Below are 25,964 nucleotides of genomic sequence, written 5' to 3'. Positions count from 1 at the left end.
AAATTAAAGAGCCTATTATTACTGCAGCTCTTATAGAGTTTGAAGGGCAGCTGCTCTCAAACGTAAAATACTACCTATAAATAAACTTAGAGTAAATCCAATCCCTCCAAGTATAGCTATAGAATAAAATTTTAACCATGAAGTATCACTTGGTAAGTTACAGAGTTTAAATTTTACAAATGGATATGAAAATAGCATAATACCTAATTGCTTACCTACAAATAAACCAAATATTATCCCATAAATTAAAGCAAGTATTGAGTTGGAACAAATGCCTTTAAATGCAAAATATTCTAAAAGGATACCGGAATTCATAAATACAAAAAGCGGTAAAATAAAGTAATTTACAAAAGGACGAGTTAAGTTTTCAAGTTTTTTAAAAGAAGTGTTAAATTCTCCTTTTATATTAACAGGTATAAAAAGTGCTATAATGGCTCTGCATAAGGTATCGTGAATACCTGACTCCACCATACTAATCCATAATAATAAACCTAAAATTATATAATAAAATAATTGTTTAACTTATCGATAATTCAATATAAACAAGATGAATATAATTATAGAGGAAATTAATAATGCCGGAGTATTGATTGTTTTAGTATAAAACAAAGCTAGCATAATTAACGCAAAAGCATCGTCAATTAATGAAAAACCTATAATAAAAGCTCGTAATTCTAAAGATATATGTCGGCTGAAAAAAGATAAAATACAAAAGGACAAAAGCAGTATCAGTTGCGATAGGAATAGCCCATCCTTTTATTAATCCTGGTTTATCGTAATTAAAAAACATGTATATTAGAATTACCACACCTCCAAGGGCTGCCGCTGCAGGTAATATTAGTTTTTTTATTTTTATGTTCACCTTCTACTAGGTGAAATTTCATCTCTAAACCTATTAATAAAAAGAAGAAAGTCATGAGACCGTCATTAACTAACTCTATAAAAGTTGTTTTTTGTACTTTTATAAGCTTGTATAATAAGTGTAAGAAGATATAATTATTAATTACAAAAAATATCTAAGCAATTCTTATGTTAGCAGAACAGCAAACCGAATGGATTGAATGGATTATCAGCAATAACCTTGTAAATAAGGGATGGCATATAGATAATGATACTAAAAAGAATGTTTATTTCCAAAAACCAAAATCAAAAACAGAACAGACAAGATTAAACGGAAAAAGACCTGATCATATCTTATATGAAAGTAATAATAATAAACCTATTGCAATAATAGAAGCAAAAAAGCAGGAGTGGATTTAAGGCAAGCTTTAGATCAAGCAACGGAATATGCAAAATTGCTTGATGTATCTATAGTGTTCGCAATGAATGGAACTTACTGCGAAGCTCGTTTTGTTGCTAATAATAAAGAGCTTATATTAAATCGGTGATGAAGTAAGGGAATTACTACATGAAAAAGAATTATTATCTGCTTTTTTAGAAGCAAGCAGTAATGAAGTTTGAACTATACCGAAAGAAATTAAAGTATCACGTGAAGAATTAATATCGATATTTAAAAACTTGAATAATCTTTTAAGAAATGAAGGGCTCCGAGCAGAAATAGAAAGATTTAGCGAATTTGCAAATATATTATTCTTAAAATTATTAAGTGAAAACAACGAAAAATCTTGGTGGAATAATATCAAAGCACAATCAAACGATGATATTATCGGTTACATTAATAGCTATGTTATAGAACAAATTAAGAATAAATACGGTGGTGATGTTTTTACGCCTATTTCTCTAGGCAATTACATTACTCTCCGCCACATTATTGATGCAATTGATCCTCTTATTTTATATCTACGATAGATACAGATATAAAAGGCAACGTATTCGAGTATTTCTTAGAAAAAACTATATCAACGGAAAAATGATTTAGGCGAATATTTTACACCGAGAAATATCGTTAAAACCATTATTAATTTGGTTGATCCTAAATTTAAAGAAACAATTTATGATCCTTTTTCGGTACCGGTGGGTTCTTAACTGAAGCTTTTAATTATATCAAAGAAAATAATATAATTAATACCGATGAAGATTTAGAAAAATTAAGATTTAATATATTATATGGGTGAGAGTTAACCAAAACCGCTAGAATCGCTAAGATGAATATGATTTTGCATGGTGACGGACATAGCGGAATTCAGCAAATAAATAGTCTTGAGAAACCTAATGATGTTAAACCCTTAACTGATCAGCAGTTAAAGTTTGATGTAATTGTTACTAATTGCCATTTTCTCAAACTATCACTAAAAAAACTAGCAAAAACGGCAAAACTATAACAGAAAATCATATAACTTCTCTTTTTAATAACGGCATTGCAAAAAATAACGGTGATGCTGCTTGTGTTTTGCATTGCCTGCAAAATTTAAAAGAGGGTGGTAGAATGGCATTGGTAGTACCTGAAGGGTTCTTATTCAGAAAAGACACCGCTGCTGTTCGTCAATTTTTACTATCAAAAGCAAAGCTGCAACTCGTTATCTCTCTACCGCAAGGTACTTTTTTACCTTATACAGGAGTAAAAACGTCAATACTTTATTTTATCGATGTACATAAACCGAATAATCAAAAAGAATATTGGTTTTATGAGGTTAAGAATATCGGCGTTACGTCTAGACAATAAAAAAAGAAAAATTGTCGGTATAAATGATTTAAACAGGCGAGGAAATTAAATTTATCTAAAATTCCTTTTATAGATCTCGATTTTTATCAAATAGCTAAAAAGGGTTGGTGAAAAACAATGATATTTTAATGTGTAAAGACGGAGCATTAACGGGTAAAGTGTGTTTTGTAGATGATAAAATTTTACCGCAAATAGAAGTAATGGTTAATGAACATGTTTATATTTTTAGAGGGAAACCGAATATTATACATCAATCTTATTTATTTTATTGTTTAAATAGCGATATAATTCAAAATCAAATTTAATAAGAACTTAGCTTATAATAAAGGTGCTCAGCCTGGTTTAAATAGAGAACATATAAACTCAATTTATATTCCTCTTCTGTCTCTAGAAAAACAACAGAAAATTATTGAAGAATTGAATAGCTATCAAAAGATAATAGAGGGGGCAAAACAGATAATAGATAATTGGCATCCTTATTTTGAAATAAATAAACAATGGGAAATTGTTAAATTTGGCGATATCGTTATCAATAAATTAAAAAGTAATATTTTATCTCTTGAGCATAAGGAGTATACAACATTAATAGTAGGTAAAAAAGGTAAAATGATTAACATTAATACTGCAATTAAGGGGGATATTCCAGTAATAGCATCTGGTCGGGTTAGTCCTTATTCACATAATCAATATAATTTTAACGGTAACATAATCACTATTTCTTCATCGGGAGCATATGCTGGATATATTTGGTATCATAATTCACCAATGTGGACTTCAGATTGTAACGTAATCTATTCAATTAATGAAAAACTATTGTTAACTAAATATCTATATTATATTTTAAAATCTCAGCAAAATATAATATACCAAAAGCAAGTTGGATCAGGTCAACCTCACGTTTATTTGAAAGATTTAGAGGATTTACAAATTCCTATCCCGCCTCTTGAAGAACAGCAAAAAATGGTAACAGAGCTTGATAATAATCAAAGTAAGATTGACAACCTTAAAAACTATATAAAACAATTTGAAAACAAACTAAAAACCACATTAAATTCTCTTTGGCAATAATTGATGTACATTAACTACTTAAAAGATTTGATTGGTTTTAAGTCTGTAACTCCTAAGAGCGATGGGGCTATTGAGTATATTAATGATTTGCTTAAACAGCACGGCTTTAAGACCGAAATAAAAATATTCGGTGATTCTAAAAGTGAGCAAGTCACTAATCTTTATGCTGTTTTCGGTAGTAATGAGCCTAATATTTGCTTTGTTGGTCATGTAGATGTAGTGTTGGCAGGCAATCATGAGCTTTGGCATAATGCAAGTCCATTTAAAGTTAGCCAGCAAGATGGTAAGATATATGGCAGAGGTGCGGTGGATATGAAAGGGGCTATAGCGTGCTTTCTAGCTGCCAGTTTAGATTTTATAAAAAATAATACCGATTTTAAAGGTTCCATTAGTTTCTTACTTACTAGTGATGAAGAGGGAAAAGCAAAGCATGGTACTAAAGAAATGCTGCAATATATTTATGATCAAGGATATAAGATAAATTTTGCTATTGTCGGTGAACCTACTTGTGAAAAAGAAATAGGCGATGCAATTAAGATTGGTAGAAGAGGAAGTGTTAACTTTAAATTAAATATAGAAGGCTTAAGCGGGCATGTAGCTTATCCTCATAAAGCAAATAACCCATTGCCTTGCTTAATAATAATATTGAATGAGTTAACAAATATAAAACTTGATGAAGGTACTGAATTTTTTCAACGTTCAAATCTTGAAGTAACGAATATCGAGGTCAGTAATAATACTTCAAACGTAATTCCGGCAAGTACGGAAGCATCTTTCAATATACGTTTTAATAATTTACATAGTGCAGAAACTTTAGCAAAACAGGTAGAAGAAATTATTAAACAGCATTGTAAAGAATATAAAGTAGATTATAAGTTAGAATATAGTAGTTCTGCTGAAAGTTTTATTCAGAACCCTAGCGATAAAATAAAAGAATTTGCTAAAGTAGTAGAGCATACGCTTAAAATAAAGCCTGAATTCTCTACAAGCGGCGGTACGTCGGATGCAAGATTCGTCAAAAATTATTGTCCGTTAGTAGAGTTTGGTTTATTATCCGAAACGGCACATAAAATAAACGAATACACAAAAATTAGCGATTTACAAAAATTATATGATGTGTATTATAACTTTTTGATGGAAATACTTTGATGTCATTCCCGCAGAGGCAGGAATGACATAGAACCCATGCAACAAGGCCACCCTTTTACAGGAATGGCATTACCATACGCGGATGTGATGGAACTGGTAGACATGCAAGATTTAGGTTCTTGTGCCGTGAGGCGTGGGGGTTCAAGTCCCTTCATCCGTACCACTTAAATTTTCTCATAAAAAATAACATAAAATTTTTATGCAGCAATTTAGTATTTATCAAACAAGCGATGAATTGCTTCTAAAATCGATATTGCTTCTGATAGAAAAATGCTATCACTCTGATCTTAAAAGCGTGATATTAACTGCAGATGCAGATCAACAAGAAATGCTCAATAAAAATCTTTGGACTTATTCACGTAAGCAATTTATACCTCACGGTAGTAAACTTGACCCGCAGCCTGAAAAACAGCCGATTTATATTACTGATGAGTTACAAAATCCTAATAATGCTAGTGTGCTTGTTATTATTTCGCCTACAGATATAGGAAAAATTTTACAAGCAAAAGAGTATATAAGAGTTTTCAAAAGGATAATTATAATAACTGATTTACCGGAAGATTTAAAAGAATTAACAGTTAAAATAAATAAATTTACCGGACAGGAAAACAAAATAGATTGTTTTACTCAAAATCCTCGTGGAGCTTGGAATAAAGTAGTCTAATAAATTTATATTCTTTTACGTACAAATAAATATAATCCGATCGTTAAAGCAATAACCAAATTGAAATAACAAGCAAAAATAAAATCTAGATTTTTTGAAGCAAAATTTTGTAATATAAAATGAATTGAAGTAACTAGCAATACTGTTAAGGCAGAAAATAATACCGGCATAAAAGTTGTTTTTTTGCTATAAGGATATCTCAAAAAAACTGCAAGTGCTACAAAAGGTAATACAAAATTGTATAAAGGCCAAATTATTCTTTGATGTGCTTCAGCAATTAATTTAATTTTTTTAGTAATAGCTAAATCATGAGGAGGGGCAAGTAATTCGCTTATATAATATTCGTTTGCTTCTTTATTATGTTTAGTTCTTTGCGATACTAAAGGATTATCATTTTGCAGTTTTATCATTAAAGAATCGAAAGTTAACTGAGTTAAATTACCGTTTACGTCATATTCTTGTCTTATGCCTTTATTAAGTTCAAAAATCGGGCTATTATCATATATATTAAGAGTACCTGAACCCGCAAATACTACTGATGGGTTATCAGCGTTGCGATTATCAAATATTATTACGCCGTTCATAATATTTCCTGCTGATTTTTTATCTATAAAAACAGTGATATCTTTCGTTACTTTATTAAAAGTTTTCTCTTCAATCATACTTGAGATATAATTATTCTTTATAAAGTTTAAACGTGATTTTAAGTTTATATGAGATAACGGCAGGATGTTAGAAGATATATAATAAGCAAGTAGCATAACTATTAATGCGACATATAAAGCAGGCAGTGCTAGCTGTACATTATTAACTCCTGAAGCTTGTAATATAATTAATTGTCGCTCGACTTTTAAATTATTATAGATATAGATCACGGTAATAACCATTATTACCGGTAACAGAATAAATAATAAAGTAGGAAGTACTAAAACTATTAAACTGAAGAAGTCCATAACTTTTATACCTTTATCAAATAAATATAAAAGTTTTAATATTTGCGTTATCCATACTATACTAGTCACTGAAAAAGTAACGACTATAAGCAGCGGTAAGATATTTTTTATAAAGTATTTTCGGTATAGTAGCATAATGTTTGTTTGTTTTTTGATGTCATTCTCGTTTTTAGCTAGGAGCGACATCAAACGCTTTTCAAAAACTGTCCAGTACTATGGATGGTTAGATGGTTTTTGGGCGAACTCGTTCCCGGTTCATTTCAAAATAATTAAAAACCAAGTGTACTGTGTGAACCTAATTTTATTAACTCCAATGTGTCAGCATCGGGTTTTCTATAAATTAATACTAAATCCGGTTTAATATGACAATCTCTACAATCTTTCCAATTACCTATAAAGGCATGATCTCTCATATGTATAGGTCATGTTATATCAGCAACTAAGTATCTAACTGCTTTCAGTAAAATATCATCCAAATTTATTCCACGTTTAAACTGTGCAGTACGTTTAATTGTTCTCATTTAAATCAGATAACAAATTATTGATATTACCAACATGAACTAATTTGCCGCTTCTTGCAGCTTTCATAGCTTTAATTGTTTCATCATTTGGGATAAGTGGCTCAAACGGCAATGCTTTTTCACGAGCAACACGAAATAACAGCATACGAACAGCATCAGATAAAGTAAGTCCCATAGCAGCAAGCACTAAAGCTGCTTCTTCTTTCACGTCTTCATTAATACGGGCTCGCACAATAGAATCAGCAGACATAAAAATCTTCTTTCAATAATGTAGCTACATTGTAGCGTGCATATTAAAAACTTTCAAGATTAAAAAACAAGTTTTTTATATGTTTTTTCTTAATTACTGCCTCATTAATAGAAAATCCCCGATCTTTCTTATTATATGATTTGCAAAGATGCGATAAATTAACTTACCTATCAGTATTGTTATAAATGTAATAATAATGCCGTAGATTATATCACTTGGGTAATGCATAGCAAGGCTTATGCGAGATAAAGATACGAACATAATAACACAAATCATTAAGATTTTTAATGGTAATTTTATATAATTCCAAGCAAAATACGTTACTAACACGCTAAAAGCTGCGTGGCTGCTTGGAAAGCTTGAAAAGCATCTTTCGTTTGCAGTATTTATTATGGTCATGAAACTATCTACAGGAAGACTGCAATAAGGGCGAGGGAAATTAACTGAAAATTTAAGAGCGGTAAAAATTAAACCGAATACCCCGTATATTATACCGATTTCAACTAACTTATTATAATTGTGCCAGAATTTATTTTGCCGCTTCTTATCATTTTTGGTTTTCTTTAATTGAATATAAAAATATATACAGTATAAAATATATATTAAAGCGAAATTAGCGATATTAAAACAAAACGAAATTATTTTAAAAAAATAAGGTATAAAGCCGATATTAGTAATTTTATTCAAAAATAAGAATATTTCTTGATTTAAGCCGCAAAAATTATAAAAAACTTCAAACATTATTTTAAATATTTATGTTACAAGTAACAATACTTGGGTGTGGAGCATCTATAGGCGTACCGGTGATCGGGTGCGATTGTAGTACTTGCACATCTCCTTCAAAGTACAATAAAAGGACTAGATCAGCAATATATATTAACGATGAAAATAGTCAAATATTAGTTGATTTCGGTTTTGATATTAGAAATCAACTATTACGAGAAAAGATAAATAAGCTCGATTGTGCTATATTAACACATTATCATTCCGATCACGTTAACGGCATCGATGATTTACGAGTATTTACTTTTATGCAAGGCAAGCCATTTGAAATCTATACAGATCACGATAGTACGGCAAAGCTCCATACAAAATTTGATTATCTATTTAACAATAAGTTATTTAAGCTTGGGCGACTGTTCACAACTCAATCTGTTAGTTTTTTTGATAAAATTAAGATTAATACTATCGAAATACAATTTTTTAGACAGCATCACGGTCCTATAGATAGCTTGGGCTTACGTATAGGTGATTTCGTTTATTCGTCCGATTTAATCGATTTTCCTCCTGAATCAGATAAATTTTTAAAAGATATAAAAATATGGATATTAGATTGTATGGATTATAAATCAAATCCGAATCATACAGGGCTTGATAAAGTTCTAGAATGGCGTGAAAAATATAAACCTGAGCAGATATTATTAACCAATATGAGACACACGATAGATTATCATGAGATTACGAAAATGCTTCCAAATAACGTTAAGCCGCTTTATGACGGTTATAAATTTACGGTTTAGTTTATGATTATTTTAGAAAAAGTTTGTAAGCGTTATGGCAAGAATTACGCAATTAAGAATATTGATTTAAGTTTTACTACTAAGGAAACTACTGTAATAATCGGTCCTTCGGGAAGCGGTAAAACTACTCTGCTTAGAATTTTAAATAATTTAGAAGAACCAAGTAGCGGTACTTTTTTGGTAGACGGGAAGAAGCTACTGCTTAAAAATAGAAGAAAGCTTCTTTTAAAAGTTGGTATGGTTTTTCAAAATTTTAATCTATTCCCGCATTTAACGGTAGGAGAAAACCTAATCTATACGCCGGTAAATGTTTTAAATTTGCCAAAAGAACAGGCAATTTCTATGGCAAAGGAATTGCTTGCAAAATTTAAGCTAACGCAAAAATTTGACTCATATCCGGCAAGCCTATCAGGAGGGCAAAAGCAACGCACCGCAATAGCAAGGGCTTTAATGATGAAGCCGAAAATTTTGTTATTTGATGAACCGACTTCGGCACTCGATCCTGAAAATATTAAAGATGTTATAGAGAATATAAATTTATTAAAAGATCAAATGAGCATGGTAGTGGTTACGCACCATTTGAAGTTTGCAAAATTAATAGCGGATCGTGTTATTTTTATGGATCAAGGACAGATTTTAGCAAATCAACCTGCCGAGGATTTTTTTAATAAACCGGCATCGCATCGAGCTAGGTTGTTTTTAGAGAATATCGGCGATTTAAGGTGATTTTCTTGATAAAGATAAAATGATAGCCTATAATTAGTATTAATTATAGGTATCCTCAATGAACTTAAAAAAACTGGCTACGTCGTCTAAATAAGTTCGCAGGTAGCCACGTATTAAGGATACGCTCCGCTCCTAGTCTTGTAGACTCCTTGCTCTTTTCCAAGTTGATCTTCGTATAACTTTCTTCGTTTACTTGGAGTCAATAATGGAACATATTTATGCAAATCTAGCAGTTAGTATATCAGAATTTAAAAAAAGCCCTACTGCATTATTGGATAAGGCAAGTGGTGAGTATTAAATCATAATAAACCGACTGCTTATCTAATTCCAGCTGAATTATATGAGCAAATTATTGAAGCTTTAGATAACAAATATTTATTAGAGCTTGCTACTAAAAGATAAAGAAAAGGCAATAGCGGTTAATTAGTATATAATTTGTTTAGAAAGCTGGATTCCTGCTTTCGCAGGAATGACATAGAATCAATAAATAATATCGCCATATGAATAAAAAGCTTATCCTATTTTTTAGTATAATGTTACTATTATCACATCGTACAGTTTTGGCATAGACATGAGTATAATGACCGCAAAAACTAAAAAGCTTGAATTACAAGGAGGAGCAATTGCAATTTTATACAAAGGTGAAGTTATTTATAAAACAACGTTTGGAAATCAGAAAGGTAATAGTGGAGTTATTTATGGATAAAACTTTATTTCCTTTAGCATCGGTTTCAAAAGCTGTTTCAGCAACGGCAATTGCATTAATGGTAGATCAAGAAAGTTGAGATTTTGATGAAAAATTCAAATTACCATACCTAAAAATGCTATTAGTCTTAATAATATTTTAAGCCATACAACAGGTTATCAATTCTCAGGAAATATTGAAATTGAGCAACGTTGCTAAAAAAACAACAAGCTAGTTGTAAACCCGGGCAATGCTATAAGTATAGTAACATATTTTAGTTTACTTGAAGAAGCTTTAAATTGTAAAAAATCAAGTTTAAATGCTGCAATAGATAATTTGCGTACAACGCTTAAAACGCAAGATATACAAATATTACCGCTAGGGCCGAATGTACAACTTGCTTATCCGCATTCTAAAGCAATAATAGACGGACAGGAGGTAATAACATTGCTGCCGTTTCCGCCTTATTACCCAAAGACGGTACCTGCATCTGTCGGTATTTTTGCATCGATAGATGGAATGATTGAAATATTCACACTTAGTTTTGGTTATAAACCGAATCTTATTGCTAAAAGTACTTTAGATCGTATGTGTAAAATAGTAAAATCAAACAAAGATGTTTTTGGATTTAAATGGTAACCGATTTGGCCTATTGATCAAAAAATGATTGAGTCATATTATGCTCTTGGATGGCGTATTCTTAAAGTAAAAGGATGCTCAAATAAGGATTTAATTTTTCACTCAGGCTATATAATTAACGGTATTAATTCTTTTATTGGCTTTCGTCAGAAGAACTTGGAATTATTATTCTAGTGAACCAAGAAGGTAGTTTTCCACTTAAAAATGGGCTGGGACTTTGGTTTGATTATATAGATTAAAATTTATATACTCAGATAGAACTTCGTATACCTATTCTTTATTTACTTGTAGTATATTATATGAATAAAAAACTCATAAAACTTATTTTTATCATTTGTAGCACCGTAATTGTAACCGGTTTATTATACAAATATATCAATCAACATTATCCAAAATTTTTTAAAGCACCACAAAATATAGGGAGTTTTTGTGCGTCATTATTAATATTATTTAGTATAATTTACAGTACTATTAGCCAAAATGAAATACGCAGATTTTGTTTGCAATTAGCAATGTGGGCAGTAATTTTCTTAGTTATAATAACCGGTTATGCTTTTAGGTTTGAGCTGAACTACGCTTATCATAGAGTAATGTCTGCTTTAATTCCATCATATAAATGGTCTACTGAAGTCGGAGAAATTATTATAGCCCGTAACAGAGACGGGCATTTTTATATCAATGCTTTTGTAAATAACGTTAAAATAAAATTTATGGTAGATACAGGGGCAAGTGATATAGCTTTAACTAAAGAAGATGCTCAAAAATTAGGCTTTGACTTAACTAAATTAAAATATACTAGAACTTATCTAACAGCTAACGGCGAAAATAAAGCCGCCCCTATAACCTTAAATAGTGTAGTAATCGGTAAGGAATTTAAGAACATCAAAGGACATGTAGGTCTTGGTGACCTTGATATTTCACTTCTTGGTATGTCGCTACTTGAGCGTTTCAAAGGTTTCAGGATTGATAAGGATTTATTGATCTTGAATTATTAAACTTCTTGTATAACTTGCTTCTAAAGGCAATTTGTACGTCAATCCTAATCCCTAATTTTCACGTATGTCTATATATGCTGCAGCGGCAAGTGCTTCCGTGTATCCTTTAAATTCCTCTCTATAAACTACTTTGGAAAGATTTCTATTTTTTACAAATTTCCTTTTTATTAAGAAATAGTTAAATTATTAATTATTTCTTGGCCTTTATATCAAAAAGTGCTAACATGCCTTTTTTAAATAAAAGGGGTTTTGTGTATAAATCTAAATATGGCGAAATCAATTTATTTAATGCTATTTACAATGAAGACATTAAGAAGATCAAAGAACTTGTCAATAATAAGATTATAATATTGATGTTGTTAAACTTTATCTACAAGATGCTTGTAATTTGAAAAATTTTTTAGAAACCGGTAAAAAGAGCTAACAGAAGAGCAAAAAGAAAAATTAGATAAACTAAACGATATGATTACCCCTTCTCTTAAGGATAAAATAGGGATAAAACGCTATTGAAATATAAAGAAATATATAATGATGACAACAATGAAGAATATCAAATATTAAAAGAGAAACTTAAAGTTTTGCCTGAGATAGTGCAAACAGAGCTTAACGAGATGTTGGGGATAATACATCTTATTGTGATGATATTTTGTGAATAAATATGGATACCAAATTGTCATGAGCTAAGCGACTAAAGACGTTGTTGCGTGGAGCAGTTTTTCCGTCATTGCGAGGAAATTTACAATAGTAAATTGACGAAGCAATGGGAAGAATTCCTGAGATTGCCACGCTCACTAACGTTTGCGTGCAATGACGACTTGTATTCACTCAACACGATCTTTGCAAGAATGACATAAGAGCCGTGTTAAAACGGCATTTTAAAGCCTGGTGGTAATCTCATACCGTTTAAAGCTCCTGATAAAGAATTTTGAGAATCTTCATCACATTTTTGTTGAGCATCATTAAAGGCAACTTTAATTAAATCCTCAAGCATTTCTTTTTCTTCTGCTTTTAATAAAGATTCATCAATTGAAATCTTTTCAACTTCGCCTTTACCGGTTGCAATAACCTCAACAAGTCCGCCGCCGGCTTTACCGGTATATCTTGCATTTGCCATTTGCTCTTGAGCTTCTTGCATTTTCTTTTGCATTGATTGGGCTTGCTTTAAAAACTGATTAAAATTTACCATAATTCTATCCTATATATTTTTAGCTTTTAAGTAAAATATCCGAAATTGTTATATTTGGGAAATGTTTTTTAATTAAACCAAAATCGTTACTTGCTTCAATCTTACCAATTAACTGATTCTTTAAGGTTTGCTTGTTCTGCTCTTTTATTATTACTATCTCAAACTTTTCATTAGTAAAAGCAGCTAACAAATCGTCTATTTGTCTTTTTATTTTGCTTGTAACTTCAAGACTTACGAACTCTAATCTATTATTACTGAGATTTTTAAGTTCCGTATGATTGAGCAGGAAATAATATATATCTATCTCATTATTTTTATATAAATATTCAAGAAAATCTACAATTTCAAATTTTTTTTTTATTTCCGGATTAATTGATTGATTTAAATTTTGATTATTACCGTCAAAATCTGTAAGCAAGGGTAGTGACGTCGAATATATAGATTTTATAACTAACATTTCCGTTTCTGTTAGTTGGTTATAGGAAATTTTTATTTCCCCTACTCCCTTATTATATATTTGCCATAAGATTGATAAGTGCGGCAAGCTGGTTTTATCTAATATGTTTTTAGTTCTATCATTAAATGATTCATATATAGGCAAACTATAATTAGGTAACATTTTTACTTTATTAAGATAAGCAATAAAATCTGATGCCGATTCTATAAAAATCTCAAGATTAACCGAAGAACCGTAAAGTTTATTTATTAAATTTATAGCTTTTTCCGTCTCTCTGTAGATAATACATTCGACAAATTCTATTATAACCGAACTATCGACAAGCCCAAGCATTTGATTAATTACTTGAGGACTAATTATATTGTCAGATTTCACCGACATACTAGCTGCTTGATCTAAAATAGAGACTGCATCACGTGCCGACCCTTCCGATTTGTAAGCTATAATTCTTAGTGCTTCTATATCGGTTTTTAAATTTTCTTGCTTAGTTATATATTCAAGTAGCTTAAAAATCTCTTCAAAACTCAACCGCCTTAAATCATAACGTTGACATCTTGAGATAATAGTTGCAGGTATCTTTTGTACTTCCGTCGTTGCAAAGATAAATATTATATGAGGTGGTGGTTCTTCCAGTGTCTTAAGAAGTGCATTAAATGCCCCTTTAGAGAGCATATGCACCTCATCAATAATGAAGATTTTATGCTTACCTTGTAGGGGCTTATACTCGGCGGATTCTATAATTCTACGTATGTCATCTACGCTAGTTTTACTTGCCGCATCAATTTCGATTATATCAGGGTGATTATGATTATTAAAGCTGATGCAATTCGTACATTGCTCGCATGTTTTAATAGTCGTATTTTCGGTAATTAAAGCAGAACAGTTGACGGCTTTAGCAATAATTCGGGCGGAAGTAGTTTTACCGACTCCTCTAATACCTGTTAAAAGATAGCCTCCGGCGAGCCTATCGTTTAAAATAGTATAGCTTAAAACTTTGACTAATACCTCTTGCCCCTGAAGCTCGGCAAAGTTACTAGGACGATATTTCCTTGCAAAAGGAATATATTGATTTGATGAATTTATATCTAGCACGATAGTTATAAGACTTTATAAAAAATTTATTTTGTATATGTTTTACTGAGAATTCCTGCTTTCGCGGGAATGACATAAAACGAGCCGCCTTGCTGTAGAAATGAAATCAAAATTAGAATAATGCTAGTAATGACCCATCGAATCCCACTCTGGCTGCTTCCTTTCAGACCTGACCGACTAAACAGGTACAATGCCCACTACTAGCATAATTAACATAACCTGTTTATTTTCAAGAAACAATATATTTTTTTTCTATTTCCGATTTTGTTAATCTTTTAGGAGGACCGAATATTTCAGGGTTTTTTATTTTAAACAAATCATCGGAAAATTTTTGTACTTTAGCTATTTTATCAAAAGTAATAGTGACTATATTATTATCTTCAAATATTTTTAATGCTTCAATTTGTTGAGTAGCTTTATTAAAAGTAATTTCGCTACGTTTTTCCGTTAGAGTATGATAGATAGTAATTTTAGAAATATTTCTTGCGTTAATTACCGCTTCAAAAACAAAATCCTTGTCAAGATGCTCATTATCTTCTAATAAAAAATTAAATGTATTTTCGCTTCTATTAATACGGCTTACTTGCTCCATATCATAATCATACATCGATACGAAATTTTTAGTACCTATTATAACTAAAGGGAAAGGAGGATAATAATTACATCTAAAATTATAAGGTTTATGGATCAGTAATTTTCCTTTAACTATTTTACCGTACGAATCTTCTTGAGTAAAATCTATCGCAACCGATTTTATCTTACGTAGATAAGTTTTTAGCTCCGAAATAGCTGTTTTATCATCTGCCCCAAATGCTAAGCTTGAATTCACAAAAAGATAAATAATGATTAGAAAAAATATTTTTTTCATTTTCGTTGTTTTATATTTTAAATTATGTTTAAAATACCTTATGTATTCAGTTAATGCAAAATATAATTAGTATTTATGAAAATCGTTGCTTTAAAAGAAAAAGCCAAGCATGAAACACGAGCCGTAATAACTCCTGAAGTAGCAGGATTGTTAGTCAAAAAAGGCTATACGGTTATGGTAGAAAAAGATATAGGGCTTCATGCCGGTTTTCTTGATGAAGAATATGTTGCTCTAGGTGCTAAAATATCTTCGGTACCACTCGAAATTATTTCTGATGCTGATATTATATTAAAGGTGCAACCTTCATCCGTTACGGATAAATATAGTGAGCTTGAATTTGCAAAAAAAGGAGCAATTATTGTAGGATTATTATCGCCTTATTTAAATCATGAATATATAAAAGCGGCAGCTAAAAAAAACCTTACGACTTTTGCTATGGAGTTTGTGCCGAGAATTACTAAAGCTCAAAATATGGACGCTTTATCTTCTCAAAGTAACTTAGTAGGCTATAGAGCGGTAATTGAAGCAAGCTATCATTATACAAGGGCTTTTCCTATGATGATGACGGCAGCAGGGACGATTTCACCGTGTAAAACTTTAGTGCTTGGTATCGGTGTTGCCGGTCTTCAAGCTATTGCAACGGCAAAAAGGCTTGGTAGCATTGTTGCAGGATATGATGTAAGAGCTGCTACCAAAGAGCAGGTAGAAAGCTTAGGAGCTAAGTTTGTTTCACCGGAATTACAGGAGGATTTACAAGATAAATCAGGCTATGCTCACGAGAGTTCGGAAGATTATAAAGCTAAACAAGAAGAGTTTTTAGCAAAAATTATTAAAGGATATGATATAGTGATTACTACTGCACAAATTCCGGGAAAAAAAGCACCTCTGCTTGTTACGGAAAAAATGCTAGAATCTATGAAGCGTGGCTCAGTGATTGTTGATATAGCGACTAGTACAGGCGGGAACGTGGAAGATTCAGAACCGGATAAGATCGTTACTAAGCACGGCGTTACCATAATAGGTTTATCAAACCTTGCTACTAAAATTGCTACCGACAGCTCAAAATTATATGCTAAGAATTTGTATAATTTTCTAACCTATGCATTGCAAGACGGTAAGTTTAATATGGATGATGCGTTAGTACGTGAGATGTTGATTACTAAAGACGGAAAAATTGTGAGTGAGAAATTAAATATATGAATCAATTACCGACGATGGCTAAACAGGCTGCTGAAATTGCCCATAATACCCAAGAATTATCAGATAAATTAAAAGATTTGGTAATAGATACTAGTTGGCAAACAAACACAAGTACTATAGATCCGCTAGTATTTGCTATAACTATTTTTGTATTAGCTTCTTTTGTGGGCTATTATGTTGTGTGGAAAGTAACGCCTGCACTCCATACTCCGCTTATGTCTATTACTAACGCTATTTCAGGTATTATAGTTCTTAGTTCTATGATTGCTGCAAGTAGCTCTGCTTTTGGGTTTCCCGGTCTACTAGGGTATTTTGCAACGCTGCTTGCTTCTATAAATATCTTCGGCGGATTTATAGTAACAAAAAGAATGCTCGAGATGTTTAAGAAGAAGTAATTAATAATGTCATACCTGCGTTGTTGATACCCAAATCGTCATTGCAAGGAGCAGGGGGTGTTGCATGGATCGAAAAACCTACTCGATGTCGTTCCTGCGTAGGTGGAAATGACATAACAAGCCATACGGTTAACGTTTATAGTGACAAAAAAATCAAATTAAAGTTCTAGTTCTTTATATTCAACGGTAACTACTTCGTATGATTTAGATCCTTTCGGTGTTGTAACTTCTACAAAATCACCTACCGATTTTCCAATCAAAGCTTTTGCTATAGGAGAAGCGATTGAAACTCTTTTTCTAGTTATATCAGCTTCATATTCTCCTACAATAATATATGTTACTTCTTCTTCAGTATCGTCGTCGATCAAAGTAACCGTAGCCCCGAATTTTATGTTATCTCCCGATAATTTACCAATATCAATAATTTCCGCTCTTGCCGTCATATCTTCAAGCTCTTTAATACGCCCTTCTATAAATGCTTGTTTCTCACGTGCCGCTTCATATTCCGCATTCTCGGATAAATCGCCGTGTTCTCGTGCTTCGGCTATATCTGCACTAATTTTTTTACGTTCTACATGTTTTAAATGTTTAAGCTCGTGTTCTAATTTTTCAAAACCTTTAGCGGTGATAGGAAATTTTGTATTCATAATTATATTGTATAGATTTAGTAATTTTAGTATACTATTTTCAATAATATAGATTTCAGCAAGTATATTTGTAATAGTGAAATTTGTCAAATAAGCCTTTTTAATTATTTGGCATTGCCTAAATATCGTCATTGCAAGTGGTCCTTGTCTAAGCGGATTCTGTTATGTCATGCCTGCGAAAGCAGGAATGAAATCGAATACTGTTCGCAATGATGTTGGCATTATTTCTCATATAACAATAGCAACAAATTAGTAATCTTATGGAAATTAAAGATTTTGACTTTGAGAAAAAGCGTAAAATTTTCCACCTATCGGCTATAATATTTCCGCTGCTTTATTTATTTATTCCAAGAACCGCTATGACGTTATTATTATTTATAATAACGGCTATTACATTATATTTAGATGTATCACGTCATAATAATGCAACAATTAGCGAATTTGTAACTAGATTTTTTTCAAAAGTTATAAGGCTTGAAGAAAATAACGGTTCTTTTGCTTTAAGCGGCGTTAGCTTTATGATGATCGGTTTTTTCTTAACTGCTCTTCTTTTCCCTAAAAATTTAGTGATTTGTTCGTGGTTGATTTTAATTATTTCAGATTGTTTAGCGGCTCTTGTCGGTGTTAAAATAGGAAATAGCTTAGGTAACGGTAAATCTATAGCCGGTTCTATTACCTTTTTAGCTTCTGCAATTTTTATAAGTATATTAGTGTATTTCTATTTAGGATATAATACAAGTTTTATTATTATTATTATAAGCTGCATAGGGGCTACAGTAGCTGAATTTTATTCAAAAGATTTAAGAATTAACGATAATTTGTCTATACCGCTTTCTTATTGTCTTTCTACAGCTATTCTTTCCTACATATTGTAATATAATGAGAGTTGCACCGGAATTTTATGAGTTCTTAAGAAACCGTATTAACATATCGGATGTAGTGCGGCAAAAAGTAGCTTTAACTAGAAAATCCGGTAACTATGTAGGTTTATGTCCCTTCCATCAAGAAAAGACCCCATCTTTTACGGTTAGTAATAGTAAGAGATTTTTCTATTGTTTTGGTTGTAAAGCAGCCGGTGACGTTATAAAATTTACTTCTAATATTAGCGGTTTATCTTATAATGAGTCTGCTATAAAGCTTGCAATCGATTACGGTATAGAGATACCGAAATTAACTGCAAAACAGAAAGAATTTTATGAAGAATCCGATGAAATTCTCAATATTTTAGAACTCGCCAATAAGTTTTTCAGGACACAATTAACACCTGAAATATTACATTATCTACACGAAAGGGGTATTACCGAAGAAACAGTAAAAGAGTTTTCAATAGGTTTTGCCCCGAAGAATAATAAATTTGAAAAATTTTTTCACGATAAAAATATAGATATTATAAAGCTTGGTAAAGCAGGGCTAATCGGCAAGCGAGAAAACGGTGAAATATATAATTTATTTTCTAACCGTATTACTATTCCAATTAGAAATATTTACAATAAAATTGTAGGCTTTGGCGGTAGAGTACTAGGGGAGGGGCTGCCTAAATACTTAAATTCACCTGAAACTACAGTATTTCAAAAAAGTGAAACTCTATACGGTGAGCATAAAGCGATAAGCAGTAGCTATAAAAAAAATCATTCGATTTTAGTAGAGGGTTATTTTGATGTTATAGCACTACATCAAGCAGGTTTTAGTGAAACGGTTGCGAGTCTCGGTACTAGTGTTACTGAGAATCACTTACATAAATTATGGCGTGCTGGCGATGAAATTATATTATGTCTTGACGGAGATAATGCAGGCATAAAAGCTAGTATAAGAACTATTAACTTAGCATTACCGCTTATTAATAGTGAAAAGAAAATTTCTTTTATTAGGTTACCAAGCGGACTTGATCCCGACGATGCAGTAAATAAAAACGGTGCTGATTTTTTTGCAAAGCTTATAGATAAAAGAATAAGCTTATCAGAAATGATTTGGCATATTGAGTATAGCGGCAAGAGTTTTAAAACTGCGGAAGAAAAAGCTAATTTAGAAAAAAATTTAAAAAATTATTGCAGCAAAATATCGGATAGTGATTTAAAAGTAAGTTATTACAGGTTTTTTAAAGATCAAATATGGCAAAATTTAGTTACAACGCAGAAGAAAGCTACAACTAAAAACTCAAATTTGGCTCCTATAATTTCAAGTCACGGCTATTCGGAGCTTGAAATACTAGAACACGCTTTTTGTGCTTTGTTGGTTAAATTTCCTATAATACTTGAAGAAAAAGATATTAGAGATTTCATCTTAAATTTAAATTTTAATAATAAATCGCTTGAAGAATTCCGTAATTGGTATTTAAACGAGATTATAGATAATAACGTAGAAGCAAGTGAAATTACTGCAATTGTGGAAAAAACTAGCTTTTTTGATATTTTTTTATTATTATCAAAAACGGATAATTTGTTTTTAGATATCTCATTTAATAAAAATAATATCAGACTGGATTTATTATGGCAGTGGCTACATAAGAAATATTATCTAATAAATTTACAACAAGAATACGCTATTACCATAAACAGTACTGACAATCACGACTTTGAAAAAGTTTTACTATATAAAAAAGAAATTCTGAAGATTGCAAATGAACTGCAAGTTTTAAACGAATCTTTTATTAATCACACGATAACTTAATTATTTCAAACTTCTTTTAAAAGAAAAAAGCATATAGGTATTTAATGAGCAATAGCAATATAGACAATGATCTAGATAAAATAGATAGTTTACTTAAAAAAGCTAAATCTAAAAAGATACCGGTCACTTATGATGATATAAACAACGCTCTTCCTCTTAATAAAAATCCTTCAATAAGACAATTAGAGGAAGCTATATTAAAATTTTCCGATGCAGGAGTAGATATTTTAGAATCTAATGAAGATGATGAAATTAAGCTTGATATCGGAATGGATGAAGAATTTAAGCTATCTACCAATGTTGATAATGAACCTGAGGATGAGGTAGAAGAAGAAAATATAGGTACTACCGATGATCCTGTAAGATTATATCTTAAGGATATGGGGGGAGTCGATCTTTTAACTCGTGAACATGAAGTAGAAATAGCAAAAAGGATTGAGGAAGGACATAAAACAATGATTGCTTCCTTATGTAGAAGCCCTATTGCTATGCGTTGTTTTATAGTATGGTATGAAGATTTAGTTAATGAAAAAATGTTACTACGTGATCTGATAGATTTAGAAGCTAACATGTTACATGACGAAACACCCGAAAATGATGAAGAAAATAGTAGTGAGACCGAAGGAGAAGAGCATGAGGATAATCACTTATCTATGTCTAGAGTAGAAACGCAGATATTACCTAATATTATAGAGCGTATGAAAAAGATTGCTTTTATCTGCGAAGAGCTACTCATTGAAGCTAAAAAATGTTATGAGAAATCTTTTGAGCCGAAGGTTTTACAAAATAGCAAAAAATATAATAATTTGGAATTATTAATAAATGAAGTTTCGGAAATACATTTTAATTCTAAAAGAACGGAAGAAATTTTAGGTAAGATGTATGGAATAAATCGTGATTTAATTAATAAAGAAACAGCTTTTTTAAAACTTGCTGAAAAATATGGAGTAACTCGCCAAAATTTCCTTGATGAATATATAGGATCGGTTATCAATGCAGCATGGAAAGAAAAAATGCTGAAAAATAAAAAAGTCGCTTGGAAAGAGTTAATGACTAAAGAATCGGATTATATAGATCAAATGATTGCTGAATTATCGGTTATAGAATCTAAAACCGGTCTTTTAGTTAATGATTTTAAAAAACTAGTGAATACTATACAAAAAAGCGAGAGACAAACGCTACAAGCAAAAAAAGATATGATAGAAGCGAATTTACGTTTAGTTATATCTATTGCTAAAAAATACGCTAATAGAGGATTGCAGTTTTTAGATTTAATTCAAGAAGGTAATATAGGACTTATGAAAGCGGTGGATAAATTTGAATATCGCCGTGGTTATAAATTCTCTACCTATGCTACGTGGTGGATTAGACAAGCTATAACAAGAGCTATTGCCGATCAAGCAAGGACTATACGTATTCCTGTGCATATGATTGAAACAATTAATAAGATACTACGTACTTCAAGACAAATGCTTAATGAACTCGGATACGAACCAACAGCAACGGAAATCGCTAACCGTCTTTCAATGCCGCTTGATAAAGTGCGTAAAGTCATGAAAATAGCTAAAGAACCTATAAGTCTTGAGAATCCCGTAGGTGATGATAGTGACGGCGGTCAATTAGGCGATTTTATCGAAGATAAGAATGCAGTAGCACCGATTGATGCGGCAATTCAGTCAAATTTACGAGAAGTTACCACTAGAGTACTTGCAACCCTTACGCCTCGTGAAGAAAGAGTGCTTAGAATGCGTTTCGGTATAGGTATGAATACTGACCATACATTAGAAGAAGTAGGGCAGCAATTTAAAGTAACTAGAGAACGTATAAGACAAATCGAGTCAAAAGCTTTAAGAAAGTTACAACATCCTATTAGATCCAAAAAACTTAATAGCTTTAGAAGCGGAGGAAAGCGTGGTGACGGTAATTCATCGGATTTACTAGAAGCATGATAATACTTATACTATCATCCCGTGATTTGGGATCTCAGGACACGGGCTGTGATACAAGATCCCGTGGTCAAGCCACGGGATGACAGTGGGCTATTATGTATCGATATAAAATTACCATTGAATATTTAGGCACGGATCTTGCAGGTTGGCAAAGACAAGCAGGAGTAATGTCGGTACAGCAGATATTAGAAGAAGCGATTTATAAATTTTCCGGTGAACAGGTGATATTGTTTGGGTCAGGAAGGACAGATGCCGGTGTTCATGCTATAGGTCAAGTAGCACATTTTGATCTTTCAAAATATTTAGAACCTCACAAAATTATTACAGCTATCAACTATTTTGCAAGACCGTATGCCGTAGGAGTATGGAATTGTGAATTAGCCCCCAATAATTTTCATGCTAGGTTTTCGGCTACTTCTCGTTATTATATATATAGAATTATTAATAGACCTTATCCATCGGTAATTGATTTAAATAGAGCATGGTGGATTAGTGCACCTTTAGATGTTCCGGCTATGCAACAAGCTGCTGTCTATCTATTAGGCAAACATGATTTTACTTCATTTAGGGCTAGCTCATGTCAATCAAAATCACCGATAAAAACTTTAACTGAACTTAATATTATTAAAGAAGACGAAGAAATAAAATTATATCTTTCAGCCCCGTCATTTTTGCATCATATGGTACGTAATATTGTCGGCAGTTTAGTACTTGTTGGTAAAAATATTTGGCAGGCAGAACAAATTAAAGATGTTTTAGAAGCCAAAGATAGAAAAGCCGCTGGTCCTACTGCTCCCGCCTCCGGTCTTTATTTTGTGAAAACAGCGTATTAACAACCATAAATTTTGTCATTACAATGCCTCCCTGCATAGGCATTGTTATGTGGATACCACCTTGTCATTGCGAGGAAATTACGAAGTAATTGACGAAGCAATCTCAGGATATTTGACGAGATTGCCACGCAAGTACTACGGTTGCTCACAATGACAACCGGGTATCCATCTACAAAGCACACTCGTAATGACGTCCTAAATTAGTACACTACGACACTGTCAATAAACTGTATAATTTTTCATGGATGTTAGTTAGCTTACCTATATCATTTCCACCGGCTTGAGCAAGGCTTGCTTGTCCACCTCCGCCGCTGCCACCTAAGAATAAAGAAAGTTTTTTTGCAATTATATCTGCATTGTATTTGTCTGTTATAGCTTTACTCACCGCAACCGTAATAGATAATTTACCAATTCCCTCGGCAATATATACCATTATCAAATCTTCTACTTTTTTTGTTAAATTTTCGGCAGCTTGACGTAATATTTTATTGTCTATATTTCCTACTTTTTTATATAATAGTTTTATTCCTGTTATTTGTGCAGATTGCTTTTCAATTTGCTCTATACTTAAATCTAAACTAGCTAAAAGAGTTTTTTCTAACTCTTTCTCAACTTCCTTGTTACGCTCTAAGATATTATTAACCTTAGTAATAAGTTCATTTTTATTAGTTTTGAAACTGCTTTCTATCGATTTAAGTAAACTATCCTTTTCTCTCATTAATGTAATTACGAATTCACCGCAAACTGCTTCAATTCTACGAACACCTGCTGCTATAGCACTTTCGCTTGTGATTTTAAAGCAACCGATGTCACCGGTACGTCTGACATGCGTACCGCCGCATAATTCTAAAGAAGTCTCACCCATCTTAACTACTCTTACTTCAGAGTCGTATTTCTCGCCAAACAGTGCCATAGCTCCTTGTTTAATTGCATCTTCAGTTGCCATTAATGTAGTAGTTACTTCATGATTATCTCTAATAATCTCATTTACCTTATCTTCGATTAAAGTGATTTCTTCATTAGTCACAGCTTTAGAATGGCTAATATCAAAGCGTAAATAAGTCGGAGCGACTAACGAACCTTTTTGAGTAACATGTTTCCCAAGTACCTCATGCAGTACTGCATGTAATATATGCGTTGCTGAGTGATGAATTCTTAAATTTTGCCTATATCTTATGTCTATACTAAAATTAGCATTCTCGCCTACGTTAATCTGCCCCTTTTTCAAAATACATTTGTGGATTATAATAGAACCTAAATATTTTAAAGTATCTATTACTTCTACTTCAGAATCTTTTGCAAATATCGTTCCGATGTCACCTATTTGACCGCCTGATTCACCGTAGAAAGGAGTTTGGTTGCTGATTAGTAGGAATTGTGTATCTATTTCTTTTATATCATTAACTAAATTATTATTTTTGATTAATGCAATTATTTTACATTTTGCTTCATTAAGTGTATATCCTAAAAACTCCGTGCTACCATGTTGCTCTTTGATATCAAACCACAACTGATCGGTTTTTGATTCACCGGAGCCAAGCCAAGATTTTCTAGCACGTGCTTTTTGCATAAGCATTTGCTCTTCAAACCCTTTGTGATCAACGGCAATATCACGGTTTTTTAGAATATCTTCGGTTAAATCAAGCGGAAATCCGTAAGTATCGTATAGTTTAAATGCTACTTCTCCTGATAATTCATTACCTTTTGTTAGTGTTTCTGTTTCTTCGGTAAGAAGTTTGAGACCACGTTCTAATGTGGCTTTAAATCTAATTTCTTCTTGTTCTAAGATACTGCTTATAAAGCTTTCTGCTCTTTTAAGTTCAGGATAAACATTCCCCATTAAATCAACAAGTTTTGGCAGTAATTTATACATTAACGGTTCTTTTGACCCAAGCATATGAGCATGCCTCATGGATCTTCGCATAATGCGGCGAAGTACGTAACCACGCCCCTCATTTGAAGGAATAACGCCGTCAGCTATTAAAAAGCTACTTGCTCGTAAGTGGTCGGCAATAACTCGGTAAGAAAATTTAGCTTCTCCCTCTACTTTCACTTTTACTATATTTTCGGTAAAATTAATTATTTCCTGAAATAAATCTATATCATAATTGTTGTTAACATGCTGTAATACTGCCGTCATACGCTCAAGACCCATACCGGTATCGATAGATTTTTGCGATAATTCTATGCTAGTATCTTTATCGATTTGTTCATATTGCATAAATACCATATTCCAAATCTCGATAAATCTATCACCGTCTTCATCTTTAGTACCAGGAAGTCCGCCATATATTTGTTCACCGTGGTCGTAAAAAATTTCGGAACAAGGACCGCAAGGGCCAGTATCACCCATTGACCAAAAATTATCGTTTGTTTTGATCTTTATGATGCGATCATCCCCAAAACCTGCTATTTTTTTCCAATAAGCAGCTGCTTCGTCATCAGTATGATAAATTGTTGCATAAAGCTTGTCTTTTGGGAGTTCAAATTCTTTAGTCAATAAATTCCAAGCGTAATATATGGCTTGTTCTTTAAAATAGTCACCGAATGAAAAATTACCTAGCATTTCAAAAAAGGTATGATGTCTTGCCGTATAACCGACATTCTCAAGGTCATTATGCTTGCCGCCGGCTCTAAGAGACTTTTGACTAGTTACCGCTTTGTTATAAGGTCTTTTTCCTTGTCCGGTAAAAACATTTTTAAATTGTACCATTCCGGAATTAACAAACATTAAGCTAGGGTCATTGTGTGGAATTAACGAGCTGGCCGGTACATGTGTATGATTATTTGCTTTAAAGTAAGTTATAAATTTACTTCTAACTTCTTCGGTGGTAAATTTAGTCATGGTAAGATATATTATTTAATGTTATGTCATTC

At 32.0% G+C, this 25,964-nt stretch carries 28 protein-coding genes, 1 tRNA gene, 1 other RNA gene and 6 pseudogenes; 22 read left to right on the top strand and 14 right to left on the bottom strand.

Annotated elements, in window-relative coordinates; genetic code table 11:
* Nucleotides 1-30: 30 nt before the first annotated feature.
* Both RC_RS09995 and RC_RS10920 read right to left on the bottom strand, forming a co-directional pair.
* Nucleotides 31-802 (bottom strand): annotated as a pseudogene (locus tag RC_RS09995) (Na+/H+ antiporter NhaA).
* Nucleotides 776-917, bottom strand: a pseudogene (locus tag RC_RS10920) (Na+/H+ antiporter NhaA); the annotation flags it as partial. The pseudogenes RC_RS09995 and RC_RS10920, both read right to left, overlap by 27 nt.
* 112 nt (nt 918-1,029) lie before the next feature.
* On the opposite strand from RC_RS10920, the gene RC_RS06730 reads away from it, so the two are divergent.
* From RC_RS06730 to RC_RS06690, 9 genes and pseudogenes are all read left to right on the top strand, one after another.
* The gene (locus tag RC_RS06730) at nt 1,030-1,260 is read left to right on the top strand and encodes a hypothetical protein (RefSeq protein WP_010977906.1); all 231 of its coding nucleotides are present in this window, start codon (nt 1,030-1,032) and stop codon (nt 1,258-1,260) included.
* Between the two features lie 258 nt (nt 1,261-1,518).
* The gene (locus RC_RS06720; RefSeq protein WP_010977905.1) at nt 1,519-1,809 is read left to right on the top strand and encodes a hypothetical protein; all 291 of its coding nucleotides are present in this window, start codon (nt 1,519-1,521) and stop codon (nt 1,807-1,809) included.
* Between the two features lie 93 nt (nt 1,810-1,902).
* Nucleotides 1,903-1,986 carry a hypothetical protein gene (locus RC_RS10915; protein ID WP_080582477.1) on the top strand — a complete coding sequence of 28 codons (84 nt, stop codon included), beginning with the start codon at nt 1,903-1,905 and terminating at the stop codon, nt 1,984-1,986.
* A gap of 119 nt (nt 1,987-2,105) precedes the next feature.
* Nucleotides 2,106-2,623 (top strand): annotated as a pseudogene (locus tag RC_RS06715) (class I SAM-dependent DNA methyltransferase).
* Nucleotides 2,624-2,730: 107 nt separating this feature from the next.
* Nucleotides 2,731-2,928, top strand: coding sequence for a hypothetical protein (locus RC_RS06710; protein ID WP_012720115.1), 198 nt, complete (start codon nt 2,731-2,733; stop codon nt 2,926-2,928).
* Nucleotides 2,929-3,040: 112 nt separating this feature from the next.
* A complete protein-coding gene (locus tag RC_RS08195; RefSeq protein ID WP_010977901.1) occupies nt 3,041-3,691 on the top strand; it encodes a restriction endonuclease subunit S in 651 nt (216 codons plus the stop codon).
* 3 nt (nt 3,692-3,694) lie between these two features.
* Nucleotides 3,695-4,840 carry a succinyl-diaminopimelate desuccinylase gene (dapE, locus tag RC_RS06700; protein WP_012720113.1) on the top strand — a complete coding sequence of 382 codons (1,146 nt, stop codon included), beginning with the start codon at nt 3,695-3,697 and terminating at the stop codon, nt 4,838-4,840.
* Nucleotides 4,841-4,918: 78 nt separating this feature from the next.
* Nucleotides 4,919-5,003 (top strand) — tRNA-Leu (locus RC_RS06695).
* A 36-nt stretch (nt 5,004-5,039) separates the two neighbouring features.
* Nucleotides 5,040-5,504, top strand: coding sequence for a DNA polymerase III subunit chi (locus tag RC_RS06690; protein ID WP_004997101.1), 465 nt, complete (start codon nt 5,040-5,042; stop codon nt 5,502-5,504).
* A 5-nt stretch (nt 5,505-5,509) separates the two neighbouring features.
* On the opposite strand, the gene RC_RS06685 is transcribed toward RC_RS06690, so the two are convergent.
* The 4 genes and pseudogenes from RC_RS06685 to RC_RS06670 form a co-directional block, all read right to left on the bottom strand.
* Nucleotides 5,510-6,592, bottom strand: a complete 1,083-nt coding sequence (locus tag RC_RS06685; protein ID WP_014411160.1) for an LptF/LptG family permease — start codon at nt 6,590-6,592, stop codon at nt 5,510-5,512.
* 134 nt (nt 6,593-6,726) lie between these two features.
* Nucleotides 6,727-6,978: pseudogene (locus RC_RS11130) on the bottom strand (type II toxin-antitoxin system YafQ family toxin).
* Nucleotides 6,965-7,228 (bottom strand): type II toxin-antitoxin system RelB/DinJ family antitoxin, encoded by a 264-nt coding sequence (locus RC_RS06675; protein WP_010977898.1) that lies wholly within the window; start codon nt 7,226-7,228, stop codon nt 6,965-6,967. The pseudogene RC_RS11130 and the gene RC_RS06675 overlap by 14 nt, the downstream one beginning before the upstream one ends.
* A gap of 93 nt (nt 7,229-7,321) precedes the next feature.
* A complete protein-coding gene (locus RC_RS06670; protein WP_010977897.1) occupies nt 7,322-7,969 on the bottom strand; it encodes a phosphatase PAP2 family protein in 648 nt (215 codons plus the stop codon).
* A gap of 14 nt (nt 7,970-7,983) precedes the next feature.
* Between RC_RS06670 and RC_RS06665 the strand changes: the two genes are divergently transcribed.
* The 7 genes and pseudogenes from RC_RS06665 (at nt 7,984) to RC_RS06645 (ending at nt 11,793) form a co-directional block, all read left to right on the top strand.
* Nucleotides 7,984-8,748 carry an MBL fold metallo-hydrolase gene (locus tag RC_RS06665; protein WP_010977896.1) on the top strand — a complete coding sequence of 255 codons (765 nt, stop codon included), beginning with the start codon at nt 7,984-7,986 and terminating at the stop codon, nt 8,746-8,748.
* A gap of 3 nt (nt 8,749-8,751) precedes the next feature.
* Nucleotides 8,752-9,474, top strand: coding sequence for an amino acid ABC transporter ATP-binding protein (locus tag RC_RS06660; RefSeq protein WP_010977895.1), 723 nt, complete (start codon nt 8,752-8,754; stop codon nt 9,472-9,474).
* A gap of 205 nt (nt 9,475-9,679) precedes the next feature.
* Nucleotides 9,680-9,901: pseudogene (locus RC_RS11125) on the top strand (type II toxin-antitoxin system Phd/YefM family antitoxin).
* A 196-nt stretch (nt 9,902-10,097) separates the two neighbouring features.
* On the top strand, nt 10,098-10,259 hold the full coding sequence (locus RC_RS09515) for a beta-lactamase family protein (protein ID WP_162009631.1): 162 nt from the start codon (nt 10,098-10,100) through the stop codon (nt 10,257-10,259).
* A 236-nt stretch (nt 10,260-10,495) separates the two neighbouring features.
* Nucleotides 10,496-10,798: a hypothetical protein gene (locus tag RC_RS08715; RefSeq protein ID WP_010977894.1), complete on the top strand. Its 303-nt coding sequence runs from the start codon at nt 10,496-10,498 to the stop codon at nt 10,796-10,798.
* 24 nt (nt 10,799-10,822) lie between these two features.
* Complete coding sequence (locus tag RC_RS08185) at nt 10,823-10,972, top strand: hypothetical protein (RefSeq protein ID WP_233417452.1); 150 nt, start codon at nt 10,823-10,825, stop codon at nt 10,970-10,972.
* Nucleotides 10,973-11,097: 125 nt separating this feature from the next.
* On the top strand, nt 11,098-11,793 hold the full coding sequence (locus RC_RS06645; protein WP_010977893.1) for a TIGR02281 family clan AA aspartic protease: 696 nt from the start codon (nt 11,098-11,100) through the stop codon (nt 11,791-11,793).
* A 54-nt stretch (nt 11,794-11,847) separates the two neighbouring features.
* Here RC_RS06645 and RC_RS08180 read toward each other — a convergent pair.
* The 5 genes and pseudogenes from RC_RS08180 to RC_RS06630 form a co-directional block, all read right to left on the bottom strand.
* Nucleotides 11,848-11,961: pseudogene (locus tag RC_RS08180) on the bottom strand (palindromic element RPE1 domain-containing protein); the annotation flags it as partial.
* Nucleotides 11,962-12,655: 694 nt separating this feature from the next.
* The gene (locus RC_RS06640) at nt 12,656-12,979 is read right to left on the bottom strand and encodes a YbaB/EbfC family nucleoid-associated protein (RefSeq protein WP_010977891.1); all 324 of its coding nucleotides are present in this window, start codon (nt 12,977-12,979) and stop codon (nt 12,656-12,658) included.
* A 19-nt stretch (nt 12,980-12,998) separates the two neighbouring features.
* Nucleotides 12,999-14,528: a DNA polymerase III subunit gamma/tau gene (gene dnaX, locus RC_RS06635; RefSeq protein ID WP_010977890.1), complete on the bottom strand. Its 1,530-nt coding sequence runs from the start codon at nt 14,526-14,528 to the stop codon at nt 12,999-13,001.
* Nucleotides 14,529-14,643: 115 nt separating this feature from the next.
* Nucleotides 14,644-14,737: signal recognition particle sRNA small type (ffs, locus tag RC_RS08175), an RNA gene on the bottom strand.
* Nucleotides 14,738-14,757: 20 nt separating this feature from the next.
* Nucleotides 14,758-15,396 (bottom strand): outer-membrane lipoprotein carrier protein LolA, encoded by a 639-nt coding sequence (locus RC_RS06630; protein WP_010977889.1) that lies wholly within the window; start codon nt 15,394-15,396, stop codon nt 14,758-14,760.
* 75 nt (nt 15,397-15,471) lie between these two features.
* Between RC_RS06630 and RC_RS06625 the strand changes: the two genes are divergently transcribed.
* Nucleotides 15,472-16,596: an NAD(P) transhydrogenase subunit alpha gene (locus RC_RS06625; RefSeq protein ID WP_004997124.1), complete on the top strand. Its 1,125-nt coding sequence runs from the start codon at nt 15,472-15,474 to the stop codon at nt 16,594-16,596.
* Nucleotides 16,593-16,991, top strand: coding sequence for an NAD(P) transhydrogenase subunit alpha (locus RC_RS06620; protein ID WP_010977888.1), 399 nt, complete (start codon nt 16,593-16,595; stop codon nt 16,989-16,991). Before RC_RS06625 ends, RC_RS06620 begins: the two co-directional genes overlap by 4 nt.
* Here RC_RS06620 and RC_RS10905 read toward each other — a convergent pair.
* Entirely contained in the window at nt 16,978-17,106 is a 129-nt protein-coding gene (locus tag RC_RS10905; RefSeq protein WP_267878451.1) for a hypothetical protein, read from the bottom strand. The two genes, RC_RS06620 and RC_RS10905, sit on opposite strands and share 14 nt — an antisense overlap.
* A 43-nt stretch (nt 17,107-17,149) precedes the next feature.
* On the bottom strand, nt 17,150-17,638 hold the full coding sequence (greA, locus tag RC_RS06615; protein ID WP_004997127.1) for a transcription elongation factor GreA: 489 nt from the start codon (nt 17,636-17,638) through the stop codon (nt 17,150-17,152).
* Nucleotides 17,639-17,898: 260 nt separating this feature from the next.
* Here greA and RC_RS06610 point away from each other — a divergent pair, with 260 nt between their 5' ends.
* From RC_RS06610 to truA, 4 genes are all read left to right on the top strand, one after another.
* Complete coding sequence (locus RC_RS06610; protein WP_010977886.1) at nt 17,899-18,513, top strand: diacylglycerol/polyprenol kinase family protein; 615 nt, start codon at nt 17,899-17,901, stop codon at nt 18,511-18,513.
* Nucleotides 18,514-18,517: 4 nt separating this feature from the next.
* A complete protein-coding gene (gene dnaG / locus RC_RS06605) occupies nt 18,518-20,305 on the top strand; it encodes a DNA primase (RefSeq protein ID WP_010977885.1) in 1,788 nt (595 codons plus the stop codon).
* Nucleotides 20,306-20,349: 44 nt separating this feature from the next.
* Nucleotides 20,350-22,254, top strand: a complete 1,905-nt coding sequence (rpoD, locus tag RC_RS06600; protein ID WP_010977884.1) for an RNA polymerase sigma factor RpoD — start codon at nt 20,350-20,352, stop codon at nt 22,252-22,254.
* Nucleotides 22,255-22,349: 95 nt separating this feature from the next.
* Nucleotides 22,350-23,087: a tRNA pseudouridine(38-40) synthase TruA gene (truA, locus tag RC_RS06595; RefSeq protein WP_010977883.1), complete on the top strand. Its 738-nt coding sequence runs from the start codon at nt 22,350-22,352 to the stop codon at nt 23,085-23,087.
* A gap of 208 nt (nt 23,088-23,295) precedes the next feature.
* On the opposite strand, the gene alaS is transcribed toward truA, so the two are convergent.
* On the bottom strand, nt 23,296-25,932 hold the full coding sequence (alaS, locus tag RC_RS06590; RefSeq protein ID WP_010977882.1) for an alanine--tRNA ligase: 2,637 nt from the start codon (nt 25,930-25,932) through the stop codon (nt 23,296-23,298).
* Between the last annotated feature and the right edge of the window lie 32 nt (nt 25,933-25,964).

Source organism: Rickettsia conorii str. Malish 7, assembly GCF_000007025.1.
GTDB lineage: Bacteria > Pseudomonadota > Alphaproteobacteria > Rickettsiales > Rickettsiaceae > Rickettsia > Rickettsia rickettsii.
This window is presented reverse-complemented; position numbering and strand designations above follow the sequence as displayed.